Source organism: Iodobacter sp. BJB302 (genome assembly GCF_002735645.1).
Taxonomy (GTDB): Bacteria; Pseudomonadota; Gammaproteobacteria; order Burkholderiales; family Chitinibacteraceae; genus Iodobacter.
Genome location: NZ_PDZG01000082.1, coordinates 1 through 19,047 on the forward strand (window position 1 = coordinate 1; position 19,047 = coordinate 19,047).

Consider the following 19,047-nt stretch of genomic DNA (forward strand, 5'->3'; position numbering starts at 1 on the left):
TGATACCTGCTTCGCCAGTTAAATATTGCTGAACGACAGAGAGCTTGAATTGCGTTGAGTACTTGGACATAAAAACACCCCAAAAATATGGACGGGTGTCCAACTTTTGGGGTGCAGTTCAATCAGCTGGCTTTTTTATGCGCTTAAATCGCCGGTGCACGGCTCAGACAAGTTTGATAGCGGCCATCGACGCGCCTGGCAAACCATTCTGTGGTGAGTTTTCTGGTGATTTTAGGGCTATGCAAATCAATTTGTGGCATGACTTCACGGCTTGGATTGCCTGCTAAGTTAAATACCCGCTGGTATAGTGCGGTCTGGCTGAATCCTGTGACTTTCTCTAATAAAAGATCACGGCGAATTTCTTCATTACTCAGATTTAAGCGCCTGCCCAGCTTTTGCAGGGCTTTTTCTGTGCCACTGCTCTGGCTCATGGCATAGCCTCTTTCATAGCGCAGTAAATCACCATCCAGATCCATTGAATCCCCTGATAATTTATTCACTGCGGCCTGAAAGGCTGCATTGCGGCTGGCATAGCGGCCGGCATTAAAATCGGCAAAGCGATAAACCATTTTGCTGTAAGGGGCCGGATACTGCAGCAAAATGGCAGTGCCAAAATACACGCCGCCCTTGCGGGTAAATACTTCGTTTCTGACGCTGCTGCGGCGTGCATAGGGGTAAGGCCATGCGCGCACATGGCCTTCGGCAAATTCCACACTGACTTGCATAGGGCCACCCGTGCGGATGGGATTGCTCATATTAAAAGGCAGATTCAGGCGTTTTGTGTCGCTGGCCAGATCTTCAAACACGGCATTCATTTGCGCTTCGGTTTGCAGTTTATCGATGCGCTCTTTGTAGCTGCGCCCATCGGGTGAGCTTTTTAGCAGGGCGGTTTGCACGGCGATTAATGGGATGTGGTACTTGCCTGCTTTTTCCTCAACCTGCTTCCAGACGATTTTACCCAGCCCTGGCACAGTCGGATCGCCTTGCCAGCTGGATTCTTGCTCAATCACCGCCATAACGGCGCAGAAATATTCCGGGGTATAAGGAATTTTCAGCGCGGTAAATGCATCCACTAAGTCGTTTTTCCAGCCATTACGCTCGCTGATTTTAGCGGGGAGCAATTTGGCAACCAGCGTTTGGGCTTCAAGCGTGCTGATCTGTTTAACCACCGGTACAGGCGGGGCAACAATCACAGGGGGTGGGGCCACAGGAGCTGGCGCGGGGGGCGGTGTTGTGATTGGCGCTGAGGCAACCGGCTCGCTGACTGGTGCGGGGGTGATGACGGGCGCAGGCACAATGGGCGCGCTGGCACAAGCTGCAAGCAGGGTGCAAAGCAAGACGGGGGAGAGTTTACGGGGCAGCACGGTTGAGGCCAATTCATACAAAAGGGCGAGCTTAGGACAAAAGCCCTTCGCCCGCCAATATTTTTAGCCTTCTGGATAAAATTTTTTGCTGATGCGATCGCAGTAAGCGATCAGATTGGGCTTGCTGAGCGCATATTCGTGCGTAGCAGAATCAAAAAGCGGGCAAAGTGCGCTGCGCATAAAGGCATAAACCGTTGCATCGGCTGCACACAGTGTGTCGCCCATTAAATAAGTTTTATCGGCCAGAAAATCAGCCAGCGCATCCAGGTCTTTTTTTGCCAGCTGAATAATATCGGCTTCTTTATGCAGTGCAATGCCCTGAATGCGTAATTTGGTATTCATTTTTCGCCGTACTTTCCAGATCACAAAGCCACGGATCAAAGCCGGAATACGTTTGAAAATTTTCCTGGGGCCTTTATTAAAGTTGGCATCAATGGCCCAGCGGTCTCTGAGCGAAATATAGTAAAGATGCTCTTCCAGCATTTTTTCAAATGCCCATGCAATACCGCGTTCGGCCGGGCTGAGTGCCGCATCAAAGTTAATCTGATGGCTTTGTTCCAGGTAAAAACGAATCAGCGTGGAATCATCAATAACAGCATCGCCGGTGTGCAGATAGGGCATCTTTCCTTTTGGGGCTTTGGCATAGCCCCCGGTCTGGCAGCGGTAATCGCAGCCCGCCATTTTGAGCAGCAGCTCTGTTTTTGTTACGAAGGGGCTCATGTCGGGCAAGCCAAAAGCCGGGCCAAAGGTGTAAAGAGTCATCATCACGTCAGCACCATTCAAAAGATGGGAAAGCTATTTTGCCAGTGTTCTGATGACAATTGTCAACTTCACTCTGTTTGCAGCTTCCCTTTGCTGATCAGCGCCAGAAGCTTTTCCTGCAACTGATCCGGCTCACGCTTGCCATCATGGAACATAATCACCGGGCTGAAGATTGGGGCTTCGCCAATGGAGAGCTGGGCAACGTTATCCGGGCTGATGGTATAGCGGCCCAGTGTCTGGGCCAGAGGCCAATCCAGATCAGGGAAGACCACATAGGCCAGCTCAGAGCACACAATGCGCTCGTGCGTCATCACATCAAAATTAAAATCGTATTCTTTACCCAGCTGTTGTACTGCGGTGAGCGCGGCCGCGCGCTGGTAATCTTTATCGGTGTGGCGCTGATCGCGCAGCACCAGCAGATCATCAATATTCATAAAGTGATCAAGGGTGCTCAGGGTGACGCCCGAACGCAGCGCTTCAACAATCCGCTTGCCCTGGCGCACCTGCTCCTGCCACTGGCCGGGGATCAGATCCCATGCGCCGATTTCTTTCAGCTCGGCCTCGCTGCCCAGCCACAGCGCCATATGGCCGTAATGGCCGGGAATCATTTTATCGGTCAGGCGGAAAGGGGTTTTCTCCAGCAGGATATCAAGCGGCTTCATTTCTGCTTCAAGCTGAGATAAGGCGTCTTTATCCAGGCTGCGCAGCTTGCCGCTGCGGGTTTGTACCAGCCCCACCATCTGGCCAAAGCCAAGGCTTAAGCCAAAGCTGAGCGTATTCATCGCCACTTTTTTTTGCTGGTTAAAGTCTTCCAGCATAAAGCCGGTAATTTGCAGCGGGTTGATCCAGGCGGTTTTGCGTTGATTAACATACCAGATAGTACTTTGGCTGAGCGTATACAGATATTGCTCGGTGGCGTTGGGAGTAAGGCCGCTTTCGCGCTGGATTTTAAAATACTGGTCAACTAAATCACTGGCAAGGCGCAATTGGGCATGTACATCGCCAGAGCGGTATTGGTGGATCAGCTGATCAATCTGTACGGTGTTTCTGACATCGTAATTCAGTAAATAGCGGATTTCAGAATTCTGCGCATAGGGCTCAATGGCAATCTGGTAGCTGTCCATCAGCACCAGCGCGGCCGCCAGCCCGCGTTCGATATCCAGCAGGGTGTTTTTGCCCACTTCATCATAGGGATTAAGCGAGGGCGCCCATCTGCGTGCGGTATTGCAAAGCTCGGGCAGGCCTGCGGTACTTGGCCTCTGAATATTCAGGCGGATTGGCGAGGTAAGCGAGAAGCAGGGGGCCACGCGCTCTACCTCAGGCATTAAAAGTGCGCGTGCGGCCAGATAGCGTTGAATAATGCTGCGCAATTGCTCGCTTTGCTGGCGGTTTAATTTAGGCGTGTCGCTGCTGCTGATGATCTGGTGCAGCTCGGCAAAGCGATAAGCCTCAGAGCGGATGCTGATCAGCTCGCTGATATGGCTTTGAAAATCCTGCAGGCTGCTGGCAGCATGGGCAGGCAGGCTCAGCAATATCGAGGCCAGCAGCGGCTGAAACCAGCGTGTGGCGCGTTGGATGAAAGATTCAGACAGGAGAGTGCGCGGTTTCATATTTTCTCGATTGCAAAATAAACAGGCAGGCAAGGCTGGCAAAAAGGTGCTTAAGCGTATGGCCGGAAAGAATCTGGTGCAGCGCATTAAATAAAACCTGATCTTGCAGCTCGGTGATTTTGGCTAAAATATAGCAAAGGCTTGCAAAAAGCATCAGCCAGAAAGCAGGGCACCTGCCGCTGATTTGCCATTGCCACAAAGGCAGCAGAATCAAGGGCAAAGCCTGCAGCAATAAATAGGGGCGCAAATCCTGTGTGAATACCCAGTAGCCCACAGAGCCCACCGCCCAGAAGGCAAGCGGCATCGCAAACCACTGGCTTTTCAGCTGGCCGTGTAATTGGCTGGCAAGGGCCGCTAAAAAGCCTGCGCAAGCCAGTGCAATCGGTAAGCGATCCCAAATCAGCCGCGTGTCATCCGGGGCAAGGTGATACCAGGCTGAGCCCAGCGCGGTAAGAATCAGGCTGAAAAACCCTAAAAGCCAGCCTGCGCGGCTGATGCCCCTTTGAGGCCAGCTGAGTTTTAATCCCCATATCCCAATGATGGCAAAGCCAAGATTAGACAGCACATCTGATAAATTTGGCAGGCCAAAGCCAGCGCGCTGATCCGCAAAATCATGGTAATGCGCATGCTGAGCAATGGGGCCATGCCAGAGCATCAGCAGTGCCAGTATGGCGATGATGCATAAAGCAGGCTTAAAACGGGCCAGCGTTGTATGGGTTTGATACTGCATTGAATTTAAGACCTAGGGCATTTGATTTGAGGGCGCCATTGGTAGTTGTTCTGGATTTTTTCTAAGGTAACGATGGCGGGCCTGAAGCTGATTGTTATCGCTCCAGCGAGGCTCAATGTATTCGGCCGTAATGGAATGATTGTTTTCAGCGACGGACAAACCTTTCCAAAGCACTTTTCCCTCTGCATTAAAAATTTGCCACTCTTCCCCATCAAAACCACTGGGCTGCTGGATGGAAAAATATAAAGATAAATCAGTCGTAACACGCACACTCTTGCCTGCAGCAATGATTTTTCCTGTGTGCTCATTCAGCAGCTCACCAGAAAACATGCCCTCATCCTCTATCAAGATCAGGTGCTGCCGGGTTTGTGTATTGTAAGTGCAGTAATGCCATGCCCGGCCGGAAAGCGGCTCATCAAAAGGAGGCGTATCTTTAAATAAATGCTTTCCTGCCTGCCAGTTAACTTGCAGGGTATGCGGCTTGATTCTTTTTGCTCCGCTTGGGGCCAGGGCTAAGACGCGCGGGTTTTGAGAATCATCCTGATCGCAAGAGATTTCAATGTCTTTGGCCATTATCGGGCCGGATAAAATACACATTAAGATCGCTGTGAATTTGAACGGATGCTTCATTTTTGCCAGTCCGATTTAAAGTTAGGGGGCTTAGCCTGCATGTGCCGTGTTCATGCGACAGTCATTGGTTTACCCGGCAGATATCAGTTAATGGCTATGGATAAACAAAACTGCCCACCAGCGTTAAATCGCCTGTTTTGCGCATAGGCACATTAAACAGCTGCTGTTTCTCGTGCAGGGTGTTTTCGTTATTGATGATGGAAAGCTGGGCGATGGTCATGGCGGGCTTTTCGCTGTAGCCGCCGTAGTAGTTCACATACACCAGATAGCGGCCCTTGGGCGGGCTGGGGTTGGCGTAGATTTCCGGGCCGTAGCCGGAAGTGACGTCCACATCCAGCGCACCGCCATTTTTGCTGACACGATTGCCATAATAAGTGTGCTCGCCATCCGGGCTAATGACGTGTAAATCCAGATCGGTGCTATTGGTATTCCAAGACAGCACCACGCGCAATTTGGTTTGCGGGCGGTCTTTATTACTGTCGTAAAATTGCGTGGCAGCGCGCTCTTTACCATCAGGGCTTTGAATTTCTACGCTGTTTGCACCACGGCCAAAAGAATAGGGGCGGGAGAAGCTGCCATCCGCATCAACGCGCAGCGGCATGGGCACGCCGTTGACGATCAACCGATAAGGCGGATTGTCTTCCCCCTTGGGAAGCGCCTTAGGCGTTTTGCCAATATGCCCGCGAATCAGGGCCATCTTGCCCTGGTTTTCAGGCGTATTCACCAGTGTGGCCGGATACTGCACGTTTTGCGTATAGCGCTCAGGCTTGCCCGTTGTATTGCGCCAGCCTCCAGCGGGGGCGTCGATCTGCAAACCGGCGGCAGCGGCAAAGGGGCTCAAAAGGAAGAGAAACAGGGCTAAAGGCTTCATGGTATTGGTCCGGATAGTGCGTATTAGGGCGAAAATGATGGTCTGTCATCAGGGCTAAGGCATACAAGCAAAACCTAAATCTTTAAACCCACACCTTGAACCACGGAGGGCACAGAGAGCACGGAGTTTCACGGAGAAAACCAATCCCAATAAACACCTCATCCCTGGGTGAATCTATCGGAGATCCAGCAATGCCTCTGGATTCCCGGCATAAACACACGGGAATGACGCAGTTTTGTTTCAAGATAGTGCGCTGCACTTGGGCAGTAGGATGACAAGACTTTGCCTTTCTCTGTGTAACTCCGTGTCCTCCTTTTCCTCCGTGGTTAAAGATTTGGGTTGTGTAGTCCAGTCACTGCACTCCTACCAGGCGTCTTGCCATGGCTTCGATAAACACCTCGTCGTGGCCGCGCGGGTGGTGGCTGAATGCGAGGTGCAGGTATTCGTGGGCGAGGGTGATTTCATCGTTCTCGCCGGCTAGCCCCCGGATATAAATGTGTTTTAGCCGGTGATCCGCAAAGGGCAGGCCACTTTTTAACTGGCACACGGTATAGCCCGATGGTGGTGCGTAGCCGGTTTCCAGCGCCAGTGTGCTATGCCATCCACGCGCCAGTTGCCCCAGCTTTTGCTGGATTTCTGGTAAGGGTTGGCAGGGTGTGCTGGCTGTGGCGTGGTTGCTGGTGAGCAGCAGGATGAACAAGAAAATCCCCATGTACGCTAAGCAAATTGTTTTTTTATTAGGTAACAGTGAAAAGTACAATAACCACGCTCTTTGCATAGGGCTTTTTAGAGTCCCCTTGAAGCACGCCGAAGCGAGGAACAAGCGGGGCGGGGTTTCGGCGAGGATGTTTGAGCGAAGCGAGTCCCGGAGCCGCCGCCTCGATTGTCCGCAGTGAGGGGTTTCGTGCTTCGTGGGGTCGCCTTCTTTTGGTTCTTTTCTTGGCGAAGCAAGAAAAGAACGCCCCCGCGGGGGCTCCCGCTCCAAAATCAACGTGCCGAAGGCACTAAAAAGCTTTTGCTTAGCGTATCTCCACAACACGAGCAGCTCCTTCTTCTATGGCGGCTTCGTCTGGCTGATACATTCTGAAGTAGCGTGCTGCAGGCAGGGTAAAGCGGCCTGCCTGGGTGAAGCGGATAATTTGCCGCTGCACGACTTTGCCATCTAGGACAGCCACAGGCTGGGCGTAGCCTAAGGCGCGCTGCTGCATGGGCTGGACGGCGAGGGTGTTTTGCTCATTGCCATCTAAATCTTCGTATTTATCCTGGCCCGGCAGATTGTCGATATTTAATCCCCAATGCTGCTCTTCAACCATCGCGCCCGGTGGCAGCGCCGCTTCAATCAGGCCGTAGCGGTAGGTCTTTTTCGATTGCAGCACAATTTCATCAATATACAGTTTGTCGGTCGCCAGCTTGCTGGTCCAAGGCACTGGCTTGGCGGTAAAGCCTGCTTCTCCTTTAGGCTCTAATACATAAAGCTGACGCGTAATACTCACCGGCAGGGCGCTTGCTGCTTTGCTGGCGCTGTCGTATTTCAGCGTGGCATTGAGCAAGGCGGGTGCTTTAGCGACTTGAACCGACAATGTTTCTGTGGCTTTGCCACTTAAACGCCATTCAATACCGCCGCTGCTGCCCGCGTTTTTGCGCCATGCACCCTGCGGCGCAAGGGGGCTGGCCTTGGCGGTTTTCCACTCGTCCTGCAACCACAGCAGGGCGAGGGAGCGCTCCAGTGTGGGTGTGTTCTGGCTGAGTGTGGCCAGCAGCTGCGCGGTGTCGGCTGCGTCGCCGCTGCTCCATGCTGCCAGTGCCTGCAACCATGGCTCGTTTGATTTTTTAAGGCTGAGCGTTGCTGCCTTGGCCGATGTTTTGATGGCGTCCGGTAGTGCGAGCTTGTGCTGGCTGGCAAGCTTGCTGACCAGCACCAGCGCGGCCTGCTGGCCCTGCGCCGAATCGGGCGCGTTCATGATATTGGCCTTGGCGGTATTGGCCGAAGGGCTGGTTTTTGCCAACTGATCAACGAGGCCAGAAAGCTGGGTGCGAATTGCCTCGCCCGTGTCGGCAGCCATCCATAAAGTCAGCGCCTGATGCAGCGGGGGCATGGATTTCACTTGATTGGCATACAGCGTTTGGAAGGTTTTGCTGTTGGCAAGCCTTGGGCTTAAACCCAGCGCACGGCTGGCTTGCGATTCGGCAAGGCGGGCGTAGCTGGTCAGCATCGGGTCGCCTGCGGTGCTGTCGCCCCACCAGCTAAAGACCGCGCCGCTGCCGCTCATTTTCAGTAAGCGTAAACGTGCGTTTTCGATGCGCTGGCGCAAGGCCGCACGCATAGGCGCCGGTGCGTCGCTAAGCTTTTGGTAAGCAAGGCTTAAGGGCAGCAGGCGGCTGGCGGTTTGCTCTGCGCAGCCATAGGGGTAGTCGATTAAATCATCGATTACGCTGCGAAATGCTGCGTCGCCGCTATCTAAAAGCTGCAGGCGCACGGCTTGCGCATCGGCAGGCAGGCTGATATCGGCCTTACCCTCTTTAAGCTGAATGCTCTGGCTGACCGTGTGCATTTCTTGCGCCGCTTGCAGACTAAGATCGGTAATCAGCCGGTCGATCAGCTTGCCGCCTTGTTTTAATTCAACAATCAGCTGGCCATTTTGCAGTGGGCCAGTCTCCAGCGGAATATAACTGGTGCCCTTGGTCAGGTTAAGCGTTTGCTCTTTTTGCACGCTGTTCCCTGTGCGCGTCACTAATTGATACTGGGCTTTTTCGGCCTGCTGAGTCACGGCGATTTGCAAGCTGGGTGTGTCGCCCTCGCGGAAGGTTTTGGCCGCGGCCCATTGCACATAGGCCGCTTTATTCGAGTTGATAAAGTGGGTTTTTTGCCCGACCACACCGTCGTTATCAATGGCTCTTGCGGTAATGCGCCAGCGGCTGAGTGCGTCTGGCATGCGGAACTGGATTTTAAGTTTGCCGTTGGCGTCGGTTTTCAGCGCGCCGTTCCAGTAGGCGGTATCCATATTGTCGCGCCGCGGGCGAACCAGCATTTTTTGCGAGCGCGAGCTATAGCGCATTTCGTCCTCACCCCCAGAGCGCGGCGACCATGCCATATCGTAGCCATAGAAATTTAAGCTGGCGCTGGTGCGCACCGCATTACGGCGGGCGTGGTAGAAAAAGTCATAAATATCCGGCGTGATTTCAGGCTGTAGCAGATAAATCATTTCATCGACCACACCCAAGCTAAGCTGAGCTGCTGCGCCTTTGCCTGCCACACTGCTGTTTAGCTCCAGCGTTACCATCTCGCCGGGTTGGTATTCTTTTTTATCGCTCTTAATGGCAACGTCGATTTTGGGCTGAATTACCGCTAGGCCACGGTTCTGGAAGGTATGGCTTCCGTGCTTGATATACAGCACCGAGAAAGTCATATTCGGGCGATAGTCTTTAACAATAGGCAGGCTGATTTTCCACTGACGGGCGTTGATTTTATTCAGCTTGAGCCAATCGCCACCTTGGGCCAGCGTGGCTTTTTCCTGCACGTTTTCCAGCTCTAAGGTGAGCAGGGCATCGTTTACATCTTCAGGGAAGCTCAGTACCCCTTCGGCGGTTTCGCCCACCGCATAGTTTTCGCGATCAAAAAGCAGCGAGATCGAGCCAGGCGCCACATTCAGCCCCTTGCCGCTGACAATAAAGCTGCTTTGCCCAAGTGGCTTGCCCGCAGCATCCAGTAAATTAATCTGATAATTACCGGCCTGCTTAAACTGAATATCAAACTGCTGGGCATTGCCAGGGAGCGTGCCGCTCTGTGTGCTGCGATCTTCCAGACGCTGGGCATTCCAGCTGGCGGGTTTATTCTGCCCCGGCCAATCGCTGATCAGCTTAAAGCGGGCAGTTTCATTGGGTGCAGAAAACTGCTTGTCCGGCACGATGCGGTAGTGGCTGGCGGCGCTGTCGATCAGCACTTCGCGGCTGGCCGTCACAGGGTAAGCGCCAGACTGGCTGCCAATCACACGCAAGACATAGCGGCTGGGGTCTGTCGCGGCAGGCAGGCTAAAGCGGGCATTGCCGCTGGCATCCAGCTTGAGTGTGTCTTGTTTTACCTTAAGGGGGAATAAGCCTTGATATTGCACCTCGGCATTCACCATGGATACCCGCTGGCTGCGCAGCACCAGCTCTACACTGGCACCCGCCACAGGACGGCCATCGGGGTAGCGCATGCTGACTTTGCCGCTGACTTCTTCGCCGGTTTTAAGCGCGGCCTTGTCTAAATCAATGCTGATATCGTAATGCGGCTTGGTGTATTCAGATACGCGAAACGGCGCGGCATAGGGCGTGTTCTGATAAACCAGCCTCAGCTCATAGCCGCCCGCCACGGCATTATCGGGCAGGGTAAAGCGGCTGATTGCGCCATCGCTGCTGATTTTGATTTCCTGGCGCGATAACTCGGTGCCCGCAGGATCGCGCAGCATCAGTTGCACGGTTTCAGCTTTAAGCCGGCTGCTTTCGCGGGCGCTTTCAAATTGCCGGCCTACCAGCGACACATTCACTTCATCGCCGGGGCGGTAAAGCGGGCGGTCGGTGACGATATACAGCTTGCTATTGTTTACCTCGGCCGGGTAATAGAAATTCTCCGAAATCATCGCGCCGCCCTTGCTGTCTGTGCCGTAAACATAGCTTTGCTCGGGTGCGGTTTTTTTAAAGACGGTAATGCCTTCCTTATCGGTATCACCCGATTTTAAAGTGCCATTGCCATCGCTCCAGACCAGCTCGCTGTCGGCTACGGCTGCGCCGCTTTGCTTATGCGCCGTCCATGCCAGCATTTGCTCGCTCGATACCTTGGTGATCAGCGCGGTATCGGATACAAACAGCAGGGTGGCTGCACGGTAGCTGCCCAGATAGCCTTCAATAATATATAAGCCAGGTGCCAGTTTGCCCAAAGGCACGCGAACATTACCGGGCGTTACGCCGCGCTCGCTGCTGCTGCCTTCTAAGCGTCCGGCTTTATTCGCGGCTTCTGGTTTGGCCAGATGCAGCGGATAGCGAAATTCGTTCACCAGCTCAAAACCTTTAAGCGGCTGATACTGGCGCACCGCGGTATAGCGGGTGGTGGTAGGGGGCGGAGTTTTGAGCGCAGGTGCGGCTTGGGTGACGGCTCCACGGGCAGGAGCAGAAAACACCCGCTGCCATGCTTTACGAGAGCGGGCATACCATTGGTCCCACAGATAGCGCAGCGCATTGGCCGCGCCTTCTCCCTGATAGTTACCCTTTAAATCGAGTTTGTGCGGATCTTTTTGCTGCTTAAGAAAATCCAGCGGTTTAGGTACACGGTAAACCAGAATATCGACACCGCCATAGCTTTGCGCATCGTAAGTGGACGCCTCCAGCCGCACCGTGGCTTCGTCGGTGCTGGCAAAGCCAGAATCAGACAATAAATAAAACGTATTGCCGCGCACGGCGTAATCGGCAGCAAAGCCGGGGGCACTCAACAGGCTGCAGATTAAGAGGCAGAGGGCAAGAAAGCCAGGCGATAGATGCCGATAAAATTGGGGTTGTCGTTGCGTGGCTGCCATCGCGTGTCTTTCCATTGCATTAATTGATCGATTCTTACGGCTCTTAAACCCGAGTCTTTTGGGTGAGACGTCCCGGTGTGGTAGGCAATATAACGACCAGTCCAGACCATCACATGCTGATCGTCGCCCTGGTCAAAAAAAAGTAAATCGCCCGCCTCTGCCTGATTAATATCTTTGCCTATCAGGCGGGCATTGTTTTGCACCAGCCCGAAGGCGGGCACATAGGCGGCCCGTTTGCCATCAGATTGCTTCCAGTTGTGCCGCAAGGCATCGCGGCTGGCCGGGCTTAAATCCACTTCCGGCGGTAGGCCAGTTCGGCTGATGCCATTGTTTTGTAGCCATACGGCGTCGTGCTTTTGCAAAGCTTCTGCCACCGCAAAACGCACCAGCCCCGCGCAATCTCTGTGCTGCCAGCGCGGGTTTGGCCCCTGACGAAGTTGCTCATTCACAATCCGCACAAACCAGCCCCGAAAAGCCTGCGTTTGCGCCGGGTTGAGCACGGGGTCAGCGGCAGGGCTGGCGGTGCTGAGCAAAATAAGGCCGGTGCAGAGATATTTACTTAAAAACACAGAAGCTTGGTTTCCTTGTATGCGAGTGATCTGGTGCTTGGGCACATCATCATGTCATTCGTAGGGCGCTAAACAAATTCAAAAAGATCAGTGCCTTCGGTACGTTGATTTTGGAGCGGTAGCCACCGCGGGGGCGTTCTTTTCTTGAACGGCCAAGAAAAGAACCAAAAGAAGGCCGCCCCGGCCAGCACGAAATCCCTCGCTGAGGACAGCGGCGGCTGCGGGACTCACTCGCTTCGCTCGCTCAAACATCCTCGCCGAAACCCCGCCCCGCTTGTTCCTCGCTTCGGCGTGCTTCAAGGGGGAAATTGAAGCCCCGTGCAACGAGAGGGGAAATTACAGAATGCTGGGTTGGAAAACGCTCAAATTACTAAAAAACAGCATAACTCCAGCTCCGCCTTTCTCCGTGAAACTCCGTGTTCTCTGTGCCCTCCGTGTTTCAAGATTTGGGTTTGTCATTTCCCCATAAATCACTTAGGGCTCTTCCACTCCAGTCTTTCCCAGTGCTGATCTTTGCGCTGATCTGCGCTGGGGCTGAGTTGCAGGCCAGTGTTGGAAAACTCGCCTATCGCGGTGATATGCGGGATCAGGTAGGTAACAGCGGCGTTTTGCAGCAGGGGCTGTGCTTTGCCTGGCAGCGTTGCCATCGTGGCGGTGGTCAGTAGTTTGGAGAGCGCTTCCGGGGCGATATAGCCTTGTTTTGGGCCTTCCATTCTGTCTGCCAGTGCGGCGTAGCGTTTTTGCTGTACGGCCATGGCGGTGCTGACGAGTTTGCTATCTGGCGAGAACACAATGGATGATCCGTTTTGCGCCATGCTGACGTCAAAATAGCGGCCCAGCGTGAGCTTATCGACATCAGGTGCGGCATCTTTGGCGTCTTTACTCAGGTTGCCATCGTCAGCGCTCACTGCGCGCTGCAAGAGCAGGCCATCATCTTTTTTGCTTTTTCTGACCGGCAGACGCGATGCTTCTTCGTCACGCAGGCTGGCTTCACTTGCGCCGATCAGCCAGTCAAACAGCTTGGGGGCGTGTCTGGCAAATTGCTTGGGTTCGCGGGTTTGAGCCAGCAGCAGCGGGGTGTAGATGGATGAATCCGGATACCAGCATACGCCTGCGGCAGGCTCCAGTTGTGCCAGCCATTCGGAGGGGATATTGGCTTTTTTGCTGACGGGCTTGAGTGTTTTCCAATCAACAGGGGCAGACAGGCAAAGTGCTGCGCCATCGGGTGCAGATTGCCAGAGCGCCATGCCATCCCAGCGGGTCTGCTGGTTAAGCAGTATATGGCTGAACCAGCCGTTTTCCTTGCTGACATCCATGCGCAGCGCTTTTACATTGGCAAAGAGGCTTTGATAGCCAAATGAAAGGTACTTCATATTCGCGACCACAGCATGGCCGCTGCTGGCGGCTTGCACGCCGTAATGCTGGAGTAAAGGATTGCCCTTGTCATCCAGCAGGCCGCCTAAAATTTTAGTCCAGGCGGCTGCCTGTTTGCCTTCCAGCCAGCTTTTATCAGAAAGCACGACCAGCTTATTATTTTGGCTGAAAAACCAGATGGCGTCGTCATTGCCATATTGCAATTTATACAGCGGCACCTTGCCTATGCTGCCATCCACACTGAGCTGATTGTCGCTTAATGAAGCCTTAGTCACCCATTGCAGCAGGCTGGCAAAATTGTTTTTTGTGATTCGCAGTACCCAGTGCCCAGGCCGGCCATCGTCGCTTTTCCACATCGCCATTTCGGCAGGCTCGGAAAGCAGCGCATTCATAAAACGGTCTTGCAGATTCAGCTCGTGCTCAAAAGCAATCCGCCTGAGCGAGCCTTCTAGGCCAAGTTTGTCCGGGTGATGCTCGTAATAATCCACTGCATCTTCAGTGAGTACTTTTTTAAACAGCGGCACTTGCATCAACGCGGCGGGCAGCTGCGCCAAATTAGGGGTCGCCAGCACGACATCAGGCGCTGCCAGACCGGCAGCCAGCGCAATAATCGGTGTGTCCAGCTTGGGTGGGATTTCTTTACCAGGCTTAAAGACCCAAAAAGCCGCTGCAGCAGAAATGCCACCAAGCGCCAGGAGCCATTTTATGTGGGTTTTGTTCATAGTAGGGATGAAGAGGTCCGGTGTGCGCTGGGTTATTGTAAGCTATGCGGTGGATAATGATTATAAGGTGAAATATGTGTGTCAGTATTTTTTTGTAAAAAATACCCTGTGGTCTGATATAGGCGACGCATGGTACTGAAAACCGCTTTGAGGCGGGCAAGAGTAAGCTTAGTTCGATGTTCTCTGGCTGGCTCACCTATGATGACTGATCACTGCTGCTAAGGGGATGGAAATGAAGCCGCTGATCATGCTGATCATGTTTTGGATGCTGGCCCCCGTTTGCTATGCAGAGCCACTCGTATTGACTATGGTTTTGTGCCACGAAGAGGAAGACTCTTACCCATGGATTTTGAAAGACCGGCGCGGGCTTGATCTGATGTTATTAGACAAGGTGGCTAAAAAATTAGATATAAAATTTAAAATGCTGCCCTTGCCTTGGGTGCGTTGCCTGCATGAATTAAAAAACAATCATGTGGATGGCGCATTTAAGCTGAGTTTCAGCTCGGATCGTCTGGCGCTGGGCCAGTATCCTATGCTGGAAGATAAGCCTGATATTGCACTAAGGCTGCATTCAGACAGCTATAGCCTTTATAAAATAAAAGGCAGTGCAGTGAAATGGAATGGTGAAAAAATCAGTCATTTAAATGGGGGCGTTATTGGCGCTCAAACCGGATTCACGATTATTAGCCAATTAAAAGAGCTGGGTGTGCCTGTGGATGATCAATCACGCAGTGCAGAAGTGAATTTTAAGAAGTTAATAGCCGGCCGGCTGACCGCCGTCGCTTTGCATACGAATGAAGGAGATATGGAGCTGAGTTTAAATGCAGATTTTTCAAAGCAGATTGAAAGAGTTTTGCCGCCTTTAATTGAAAAAAATTACTACCTGGTGTTGTCTCATCATTTTTATCAAAATAACACCAGTTTGTCGCAGCAGATATGGCTCACGCTGGCTAAAGTGCGGGAATCTTCTGAATTTAAAAGAATGGTTTCGCAATTTCGCTAAGCAATGAATTGAATACCAGATGCCATTGGGGCCGGTTAAATACCGGCGCAGGACTCAATGGCTTTGCTTGAAGAGATTTAACTGATTTGCATGCAAATATTAAATACGCCGCCGTTTATAGTCAGGCTTGATTGCCACTTTGCGTCTTCGCTTATTTAATTCCTGTTTCTGCTAGCCATGGGCTTTGTGCAAGGCTTTGCTCATTGGCCAGCAGCGTTAAATATTCGCGCGCACGGGTGATGGCCACATAAAAATGCCTGCGCTCATTGGCCGAATCTGTACTCTCTCTCAATACCCAATCCCCCAGCTGAGGCAAAATCACATGCGCCCATTCGCGGCCCTTGGCTTGCTGCACGCTGCTGACCACTACGCGTTGCTTGTTAAATTGCTGATAGCGCTGGCGGCGTTTCAGCCCGTCTTTACTGAAGGCATCGGGGCCTGCCTTGCCCAGCTCGGCGATCAGTGTTTTGAATAGCTGCAGGCGTGCTTTGGCCGCGCGGGCTGTAGGGGCGGTAAGGGCGACGAGAGGCTTTAAATTAAGCTGCTCTGTGAGCTCTTCAAGACGCTGGGCTAAAGGCACTTTTTCTTCTTTGATTCGGACAAAGGCCAGATGCGCCATCGGCGCGGGGATCAGTCCTTTTAAAATAGCGTAGGCGTCGGGCAGCCAGTCCAGGCGGTAAAGGGGTTTGTTTTCATGATCAGTACTGATCAGCTCTTTTTGAAAGTTGCTGATTTGCTCTTCGCTGATTTCCCATGCCGGCGATTGGATCAGAGCTAGGAATGCGTCAACATCGCTGCTGTCATGCACGATGGGTGTGCTGCTGGCCAGGTAGCAGATGGCCTGGCAAAGCAGGGCGGCCTGGCGCAAAAAATAGGGGCGGCTGCCTTCCATGCGATAGCTGATGCCCGCTTTAAACAGTGCGTCTTCGATAGGCTTGGAGGCATCGGCTTCACGCACGAGGATGGCGCATTCGCTGAGGCTGCGGCCTGTGGCCTGCCAATCTTCCAAAAGCGCGCTGGTGTCGGCTTCCTGCTCAACTTTGCGCAGCTTGGGGCGTGTGTAATGGCTGGCTTTGGAGCGCACTTCAATCGGGCTGCCTAGTGGTTTAATCAGACGGGAGGCAATCTGATCAAGGGGGCGGCCAAAACGAAATGAGCGGGATAAACCAAAGGGCATGGATTGCGCTTCCCATGCTTTAAATGCCGAAAATGTGGTCAGGCCGCGCCATTCATAAATATCCTGCGCATCATCCCCCACCACCAGCATGCGCACGCCAGCGGCTTGCATATGGCGCAAAATTTGCTCGTGTACCGGCTTGGTGTCGTGAAATTCGTCCACCAGCACCCAGCGTATGCCCAGCTGCTTCAGATCTTTGGCAATCATTTCCGGCTCCCGCAATAAATCAAATGCGGCATCGCCGGGGGCCAGAAATTCTAAGCGCTCACGGGCATTTTCAAAGCGTTTAAACAGGCGGTAACGCTGACGGTTAAGGCCAAGGCGCATCAGCGCATCGTCCACATCTAATTCATCTTCTTCCTCGTCCAGCTCGCCCCACAGCACGAAAGGGGGGGCATTAAATGACAGACTTACTTTGGCATCGTCGATAAACTGATGCAGCATGGCCAAAGACTGGCTGTCGCGAGGAATGCGCACTTCATCCTCAAGCAGATTATCGTTCAGAATGTCGATGGCTTCATTCATGGCTAGGTCAATTAAATTGGCCAGCACATCGGGCCGCTGCCGTCTTGGCCTGAGCCTGGAGCGGCCGGAGTGCTGCGCAAACACCCGCAAGGCATAGCCATCAAAGGTGTAAGATTGCGGCGGTGGCAACTCTGGAAAATGGCTGCGGCAGCGTTTGATAAAGGTGTCCCGCCCACTATTGGAAAAAGTAAGCACCAGCGGGCTATGGCCTTGGCTGTGCAGTTTTTTATAAGCGGCAACCAGTGTGGTGGTTTTACCTGTGCCTGCACGGGCGCAAATGAGTCCGCAGGGGGGGTGAGGGTGTTCCAGCCAATTAAAAATGGCCTGATGTTCACTATCCCATTCCAACTCGTGCATGATGTTCTTCTGTAAGTTCTGCGTAAAATACGCGGGATTTTAATATGGTATTCGCCGGGCGCAAGTGTTTTTCACACTGCCCTGCATGATAAATCAGGATGGATATGCGTAATTGGATTAAATGCAGTCTTGCTTCTGTGGCGCTCTGTGCGCCATGGGCTCAGGCAGACAACTTGTCGGTTCTTGCCGGCGGGATGAATAACACTCAACGTGACGAGACATCCTATGCATGGACGTTGTCTTATATGCATGATCTGAATGAAGACCTGGCAGTGAGTTTTTCCTGGCTGAATGAAGGCCATGTGGCTGATCATCATCGTGACGGGCATACCTTTCAGCTGTGGGGGAAAACCAAGGCGCTGCACCCCAATGTAACGCTGGCTGCAGGCCTTGGCCCCTATCGTTATTTTGATACCACGCGGCGCACCTCTGTAAGCCGTGGTTATTTGAACGAGCATGGCTGGGGGGGGATTCTTAGCTTACAGGCAACCTGGCAGGGTGAAAGTAACTGGCAATATCAGCTGCGCTTTAATCATATTGAAACACCTCACAGCATTGATACCAATTCAATCATGCTGGGAATGGGGTATCAGCTTTCACCCATGGCTTTTGACGATATCAGCTGGCCTGGCGCAAGGGGCAGGCAGGAGGTGGTGCTTTATTTAGGTCAGACCATTGAAAATAGCTTTGGTTCAGAGCTGGCTGATGCGGCTGCTTTGGAGTATCGCTATGCTTTTGCCCCGGGGGTTAAAGCCTCGGCTGAGTTTATCCAGGAGGGTGAAACAAATCGTTTGCGCCGCAGTGGTGTTGCCTTGCAGGCGTGGTATGAGCCCAGTTTTTTTGACGATAAATTCAGCGTAGGGCTGGGGGTGGGGCCTTATTTTTCCCTGGGTAAACGCTACCGGAATCATCGCCCCGATGAAGAGAAAAAAACAGTTTCGGGCCTGATTACCCTTGCAACAAGCTACCGGTTCAGTGATCACTGGCGCGCCCGTGTGGCGTGGAACCGCACGGTAACTTCTTATGACAAAGATACCGATGTGATTTTACTGGGGCTGGGTTATTCGTTTTAAGTAAACAGCAGCTGAAAGGCTGCTGTCTGATTAGGGTCTGTTGACGTTTCATTCGCTGCTGCGTTGGCTGCAGTTTTGGGGCTGAACAAGGCAAAAGACGCGACATGGTACGAGTACCATGAGTGTCTTTTAACGCTTTGCAGCCCCAAAAATGTAGCCAACCCTCCGCGTGCGAGGGCTTTTCCTCGCAAAGCGTGGGGCTGGGCCGGAAAACGGCCATTCACGGCGTTATGCTCCTCGGGAATAAGCAGTTATTGCCTTCGTCCTCCTGCCTTGTGCCTGGCCGTTTTCCGGCTCAGCGCAATTGTGAATGAAACGTCAACAGACCCTAGGGCAGATAAGGAGTGGGGTTGATTGCTGTGCCCTTAAAGCGCAGTTCAAAATGCAGCATCACCTTATCGCTGTCGGTGTTGCCCATTTGGGCGACATTTTGCCCCTGCTTAACGCTCTCGCCATCTTTAACCAGAATCTGCTGATTGTGGGCGTAAACGGTTAGGTAGTCTTTATTGTGTTTAATAATTAATAATTTGCCGTAGCCACGCGCCTGCGCAGCATAGATGACCTTGCCGCTGGCGGCCGCGTAAATCGCTGCTCCGGCTGCCCCGCCAATATTTATCCCCTTATTTGTTTTGCCATTAAAGCCTTGTAAAACGGGGCCTTTATTGGGCCATGCCAGCTCTATGGCAGGTGCCTTTGCGGGTGGGGCTGCAGGCGGGGGAGTGGGTTTGGCC

The 19,047-nt window shown here is 53.0% G+C and carries 14 protein-coding genes; 2 read left to right on the forward strand and 12 right to left on the reverse strand.

The annotated features are described in order from the left end of the window. Positions 1-143: 143 nt before the first annotated feature. From CSQ88_RS19315 to CSQ88_RS19365, 10 genes are all read right to left on the reverse strand, one after another. Positions 144-1,364 (reverse strand): DUF1615 domain-containing protein, encoded by a 1,221-nt coding sequence (locus tag CSQ88_RS19315; RefSeq protein ID WP_257212683.1) that lies wholly within the window; start codon positions 1,362-1,364, stop codon positions 144-146. A gap of 63 nt (positions 1,365-1,427) precedes the next feature. Next, complete coding sequence (locus CSQ88_RS19320; protein WP_099399716.1) at positions 1,428-2,129, reverse strand: glutathione S-transferase family protein; 702 nt, start codon at positions 2,127-2,129, stop codon at positions 1,428-1,430. Positions 2,130-2,194: 65 nt separating this feature from the next. Beyond that, on the reverse strand, positions 2,195-3,736 hold the full coding sequence (locus tag CSQ88_RS19325; RefSeq protein ID WP_180273734.1) for a YiiX/YebB-like N1pC/P60 family cysteine hydrolase: 1,542 nt from the start codon (positions 3,734-3,736) through the stop codon (positions 2,195-2,197). Next, the gene (locus CSQ88_RS19330) at positions 3,711-4,466 is read right to left on the reverse strand and encodes a hypothetical protein (RefSeq protein WP_099399718.1); all 756 of its coding nucleotides are present in this window, start codon (positions 4,464-4,466) and stop codon (positions 3,711-3,713) included. Before CSQ88_RS19330 ends, CSQ88_RS19325 begins: the two co-directional genes overlap by 26 nt. A 12-nt stretch (positions 4,467-4,478) precedes the next feature. Further along, positions 4,479-5,039 (reverse strand): hypothetical protein, encoded by a 561-nt coding sequence (locus CSQ88_RS19335; protein WP_143449524.1) that lies wholly within the window; start codon positions 5,037-5,039, stop codon positions 4,479-4,481. Positions 5,040-5,190: 151 nt separating this feature from the next. Then, a complete protein-coding gene (locus CSQ88_RS19340) occupies positions 5,191-5,967 on the reverse strand; it encodes a YfaP family protein (RefSeq protein ID WP_099399720.1) in 777 nt (258 codons plus the stop codon). A gap of 352 nt (positions 5,968-6,319) precedes the next feature. Continuing rightward, positions 6,320-6,667, reverse strand: a complete 348-nt coding sequence (locus tag CSQ88_RS19345) for a DUF2300 domain-containing protein (RefSeq protein WP_180273735.1) — start codon at positions 6,665-6,667, stop codon at positions 6,320-6,322. 319 nt (positions 6,668-6,986) lie between these two features. Next, a complete protein-coding gene (locus CSQ88_RS19355; protein ID WP_180273736.1) occupies positions 6,987-11,432 on the reverse strand; it encodes an alpha-2-macroglobulin in 4,446 nt (1,481 codons plus the stop codon). Positions 11,433-11,443: 11 nt separating this feature from the next. Next, positions 11,444-12,085: a DUF1175 family protein gene (locus tag CSQ88_RS19360; protein ID WP_218963152.1), complete on the reverse strand. Its 642-nt coding sequence runs from the start codon at positions 12,083-12,085 to the stop codon at positions 11,444-11,446. Positions 12,086-12,555: 470 nt separating this feature from the next. Further along, positions 12,556-14,181, reverse strand: a complete 1,626-nt coding sequence (locus CSQ88_RS19365; protein WP_099399725.1) for a DUF2138 domain-containing protein — start codon at positions 14,179-14,181, stop codon at positions 12,556-12,558. Between the two features lie 232 nt (positions 14,182-14,413). On the opposite strand from CSQ88_RS19365, the gene CSQ88_RS19370 reads away from it, so the two are divergent. Further along, the gene (locus tag CSQ88_RS19370; protein WP_099399726.1) at positions 14,414-15,184 is read left to right on the forward strand and encodes an ABC transporter substrate-binding protein; all 771 of its coding nucleotides are present in this window, start codon (positions 14,414-14,416) and stop codon (positions 15,182-15,184) included. Positions 15,185-15,335: 151 nt separating this feature from the next. On the opposite strand, the gene CSQ88_RS19375 is transcribed toward CSQ88_RS19370, so the two are convergent. After that, complete coding sequence (locus tag CSQ88_RS19375; protein ID WP_099399727.1) at positions 15,336-17,243, reverse strand: UvrD-helicase domain-containing protein; 1,908 nt, start codon at positions 17,241-17,243, stop codon at positions 15,336-15,338. Positions 17,244-17,347: 104 nt separating this feature from the next. Here CSQ88_RS19375 and CSQ88_RS19380 point away from each other — a divergent pair, with 104 nt between their 5' ends. After that, positions 17,348-18,316 (forward strand): hypothetical protein, encoded by a 969-nt coding sequence (locus CSQ88_RS19380; RefSeq protein ID WP_143449527.1) that lies wholly within the window; start codon positions 17,348-17,350, stop codon positions 18,314-18,316. Between the two features lie 328 nt (positions 18,317-18,644). Here the strand turns inward: CSQ88_RS19380 and CSQ88_RS19385 are convergent. Beyond that, positions 18,645-19,047, reverse strand: a 403-nt coding sequence (locus tag CSQ88_RS19385; RefSeq protein WP_180273737.1) for a peptidoglycan DD-metalloendopeptidase family protein, incomplete at its 5' end; no start/stop codon positions are given.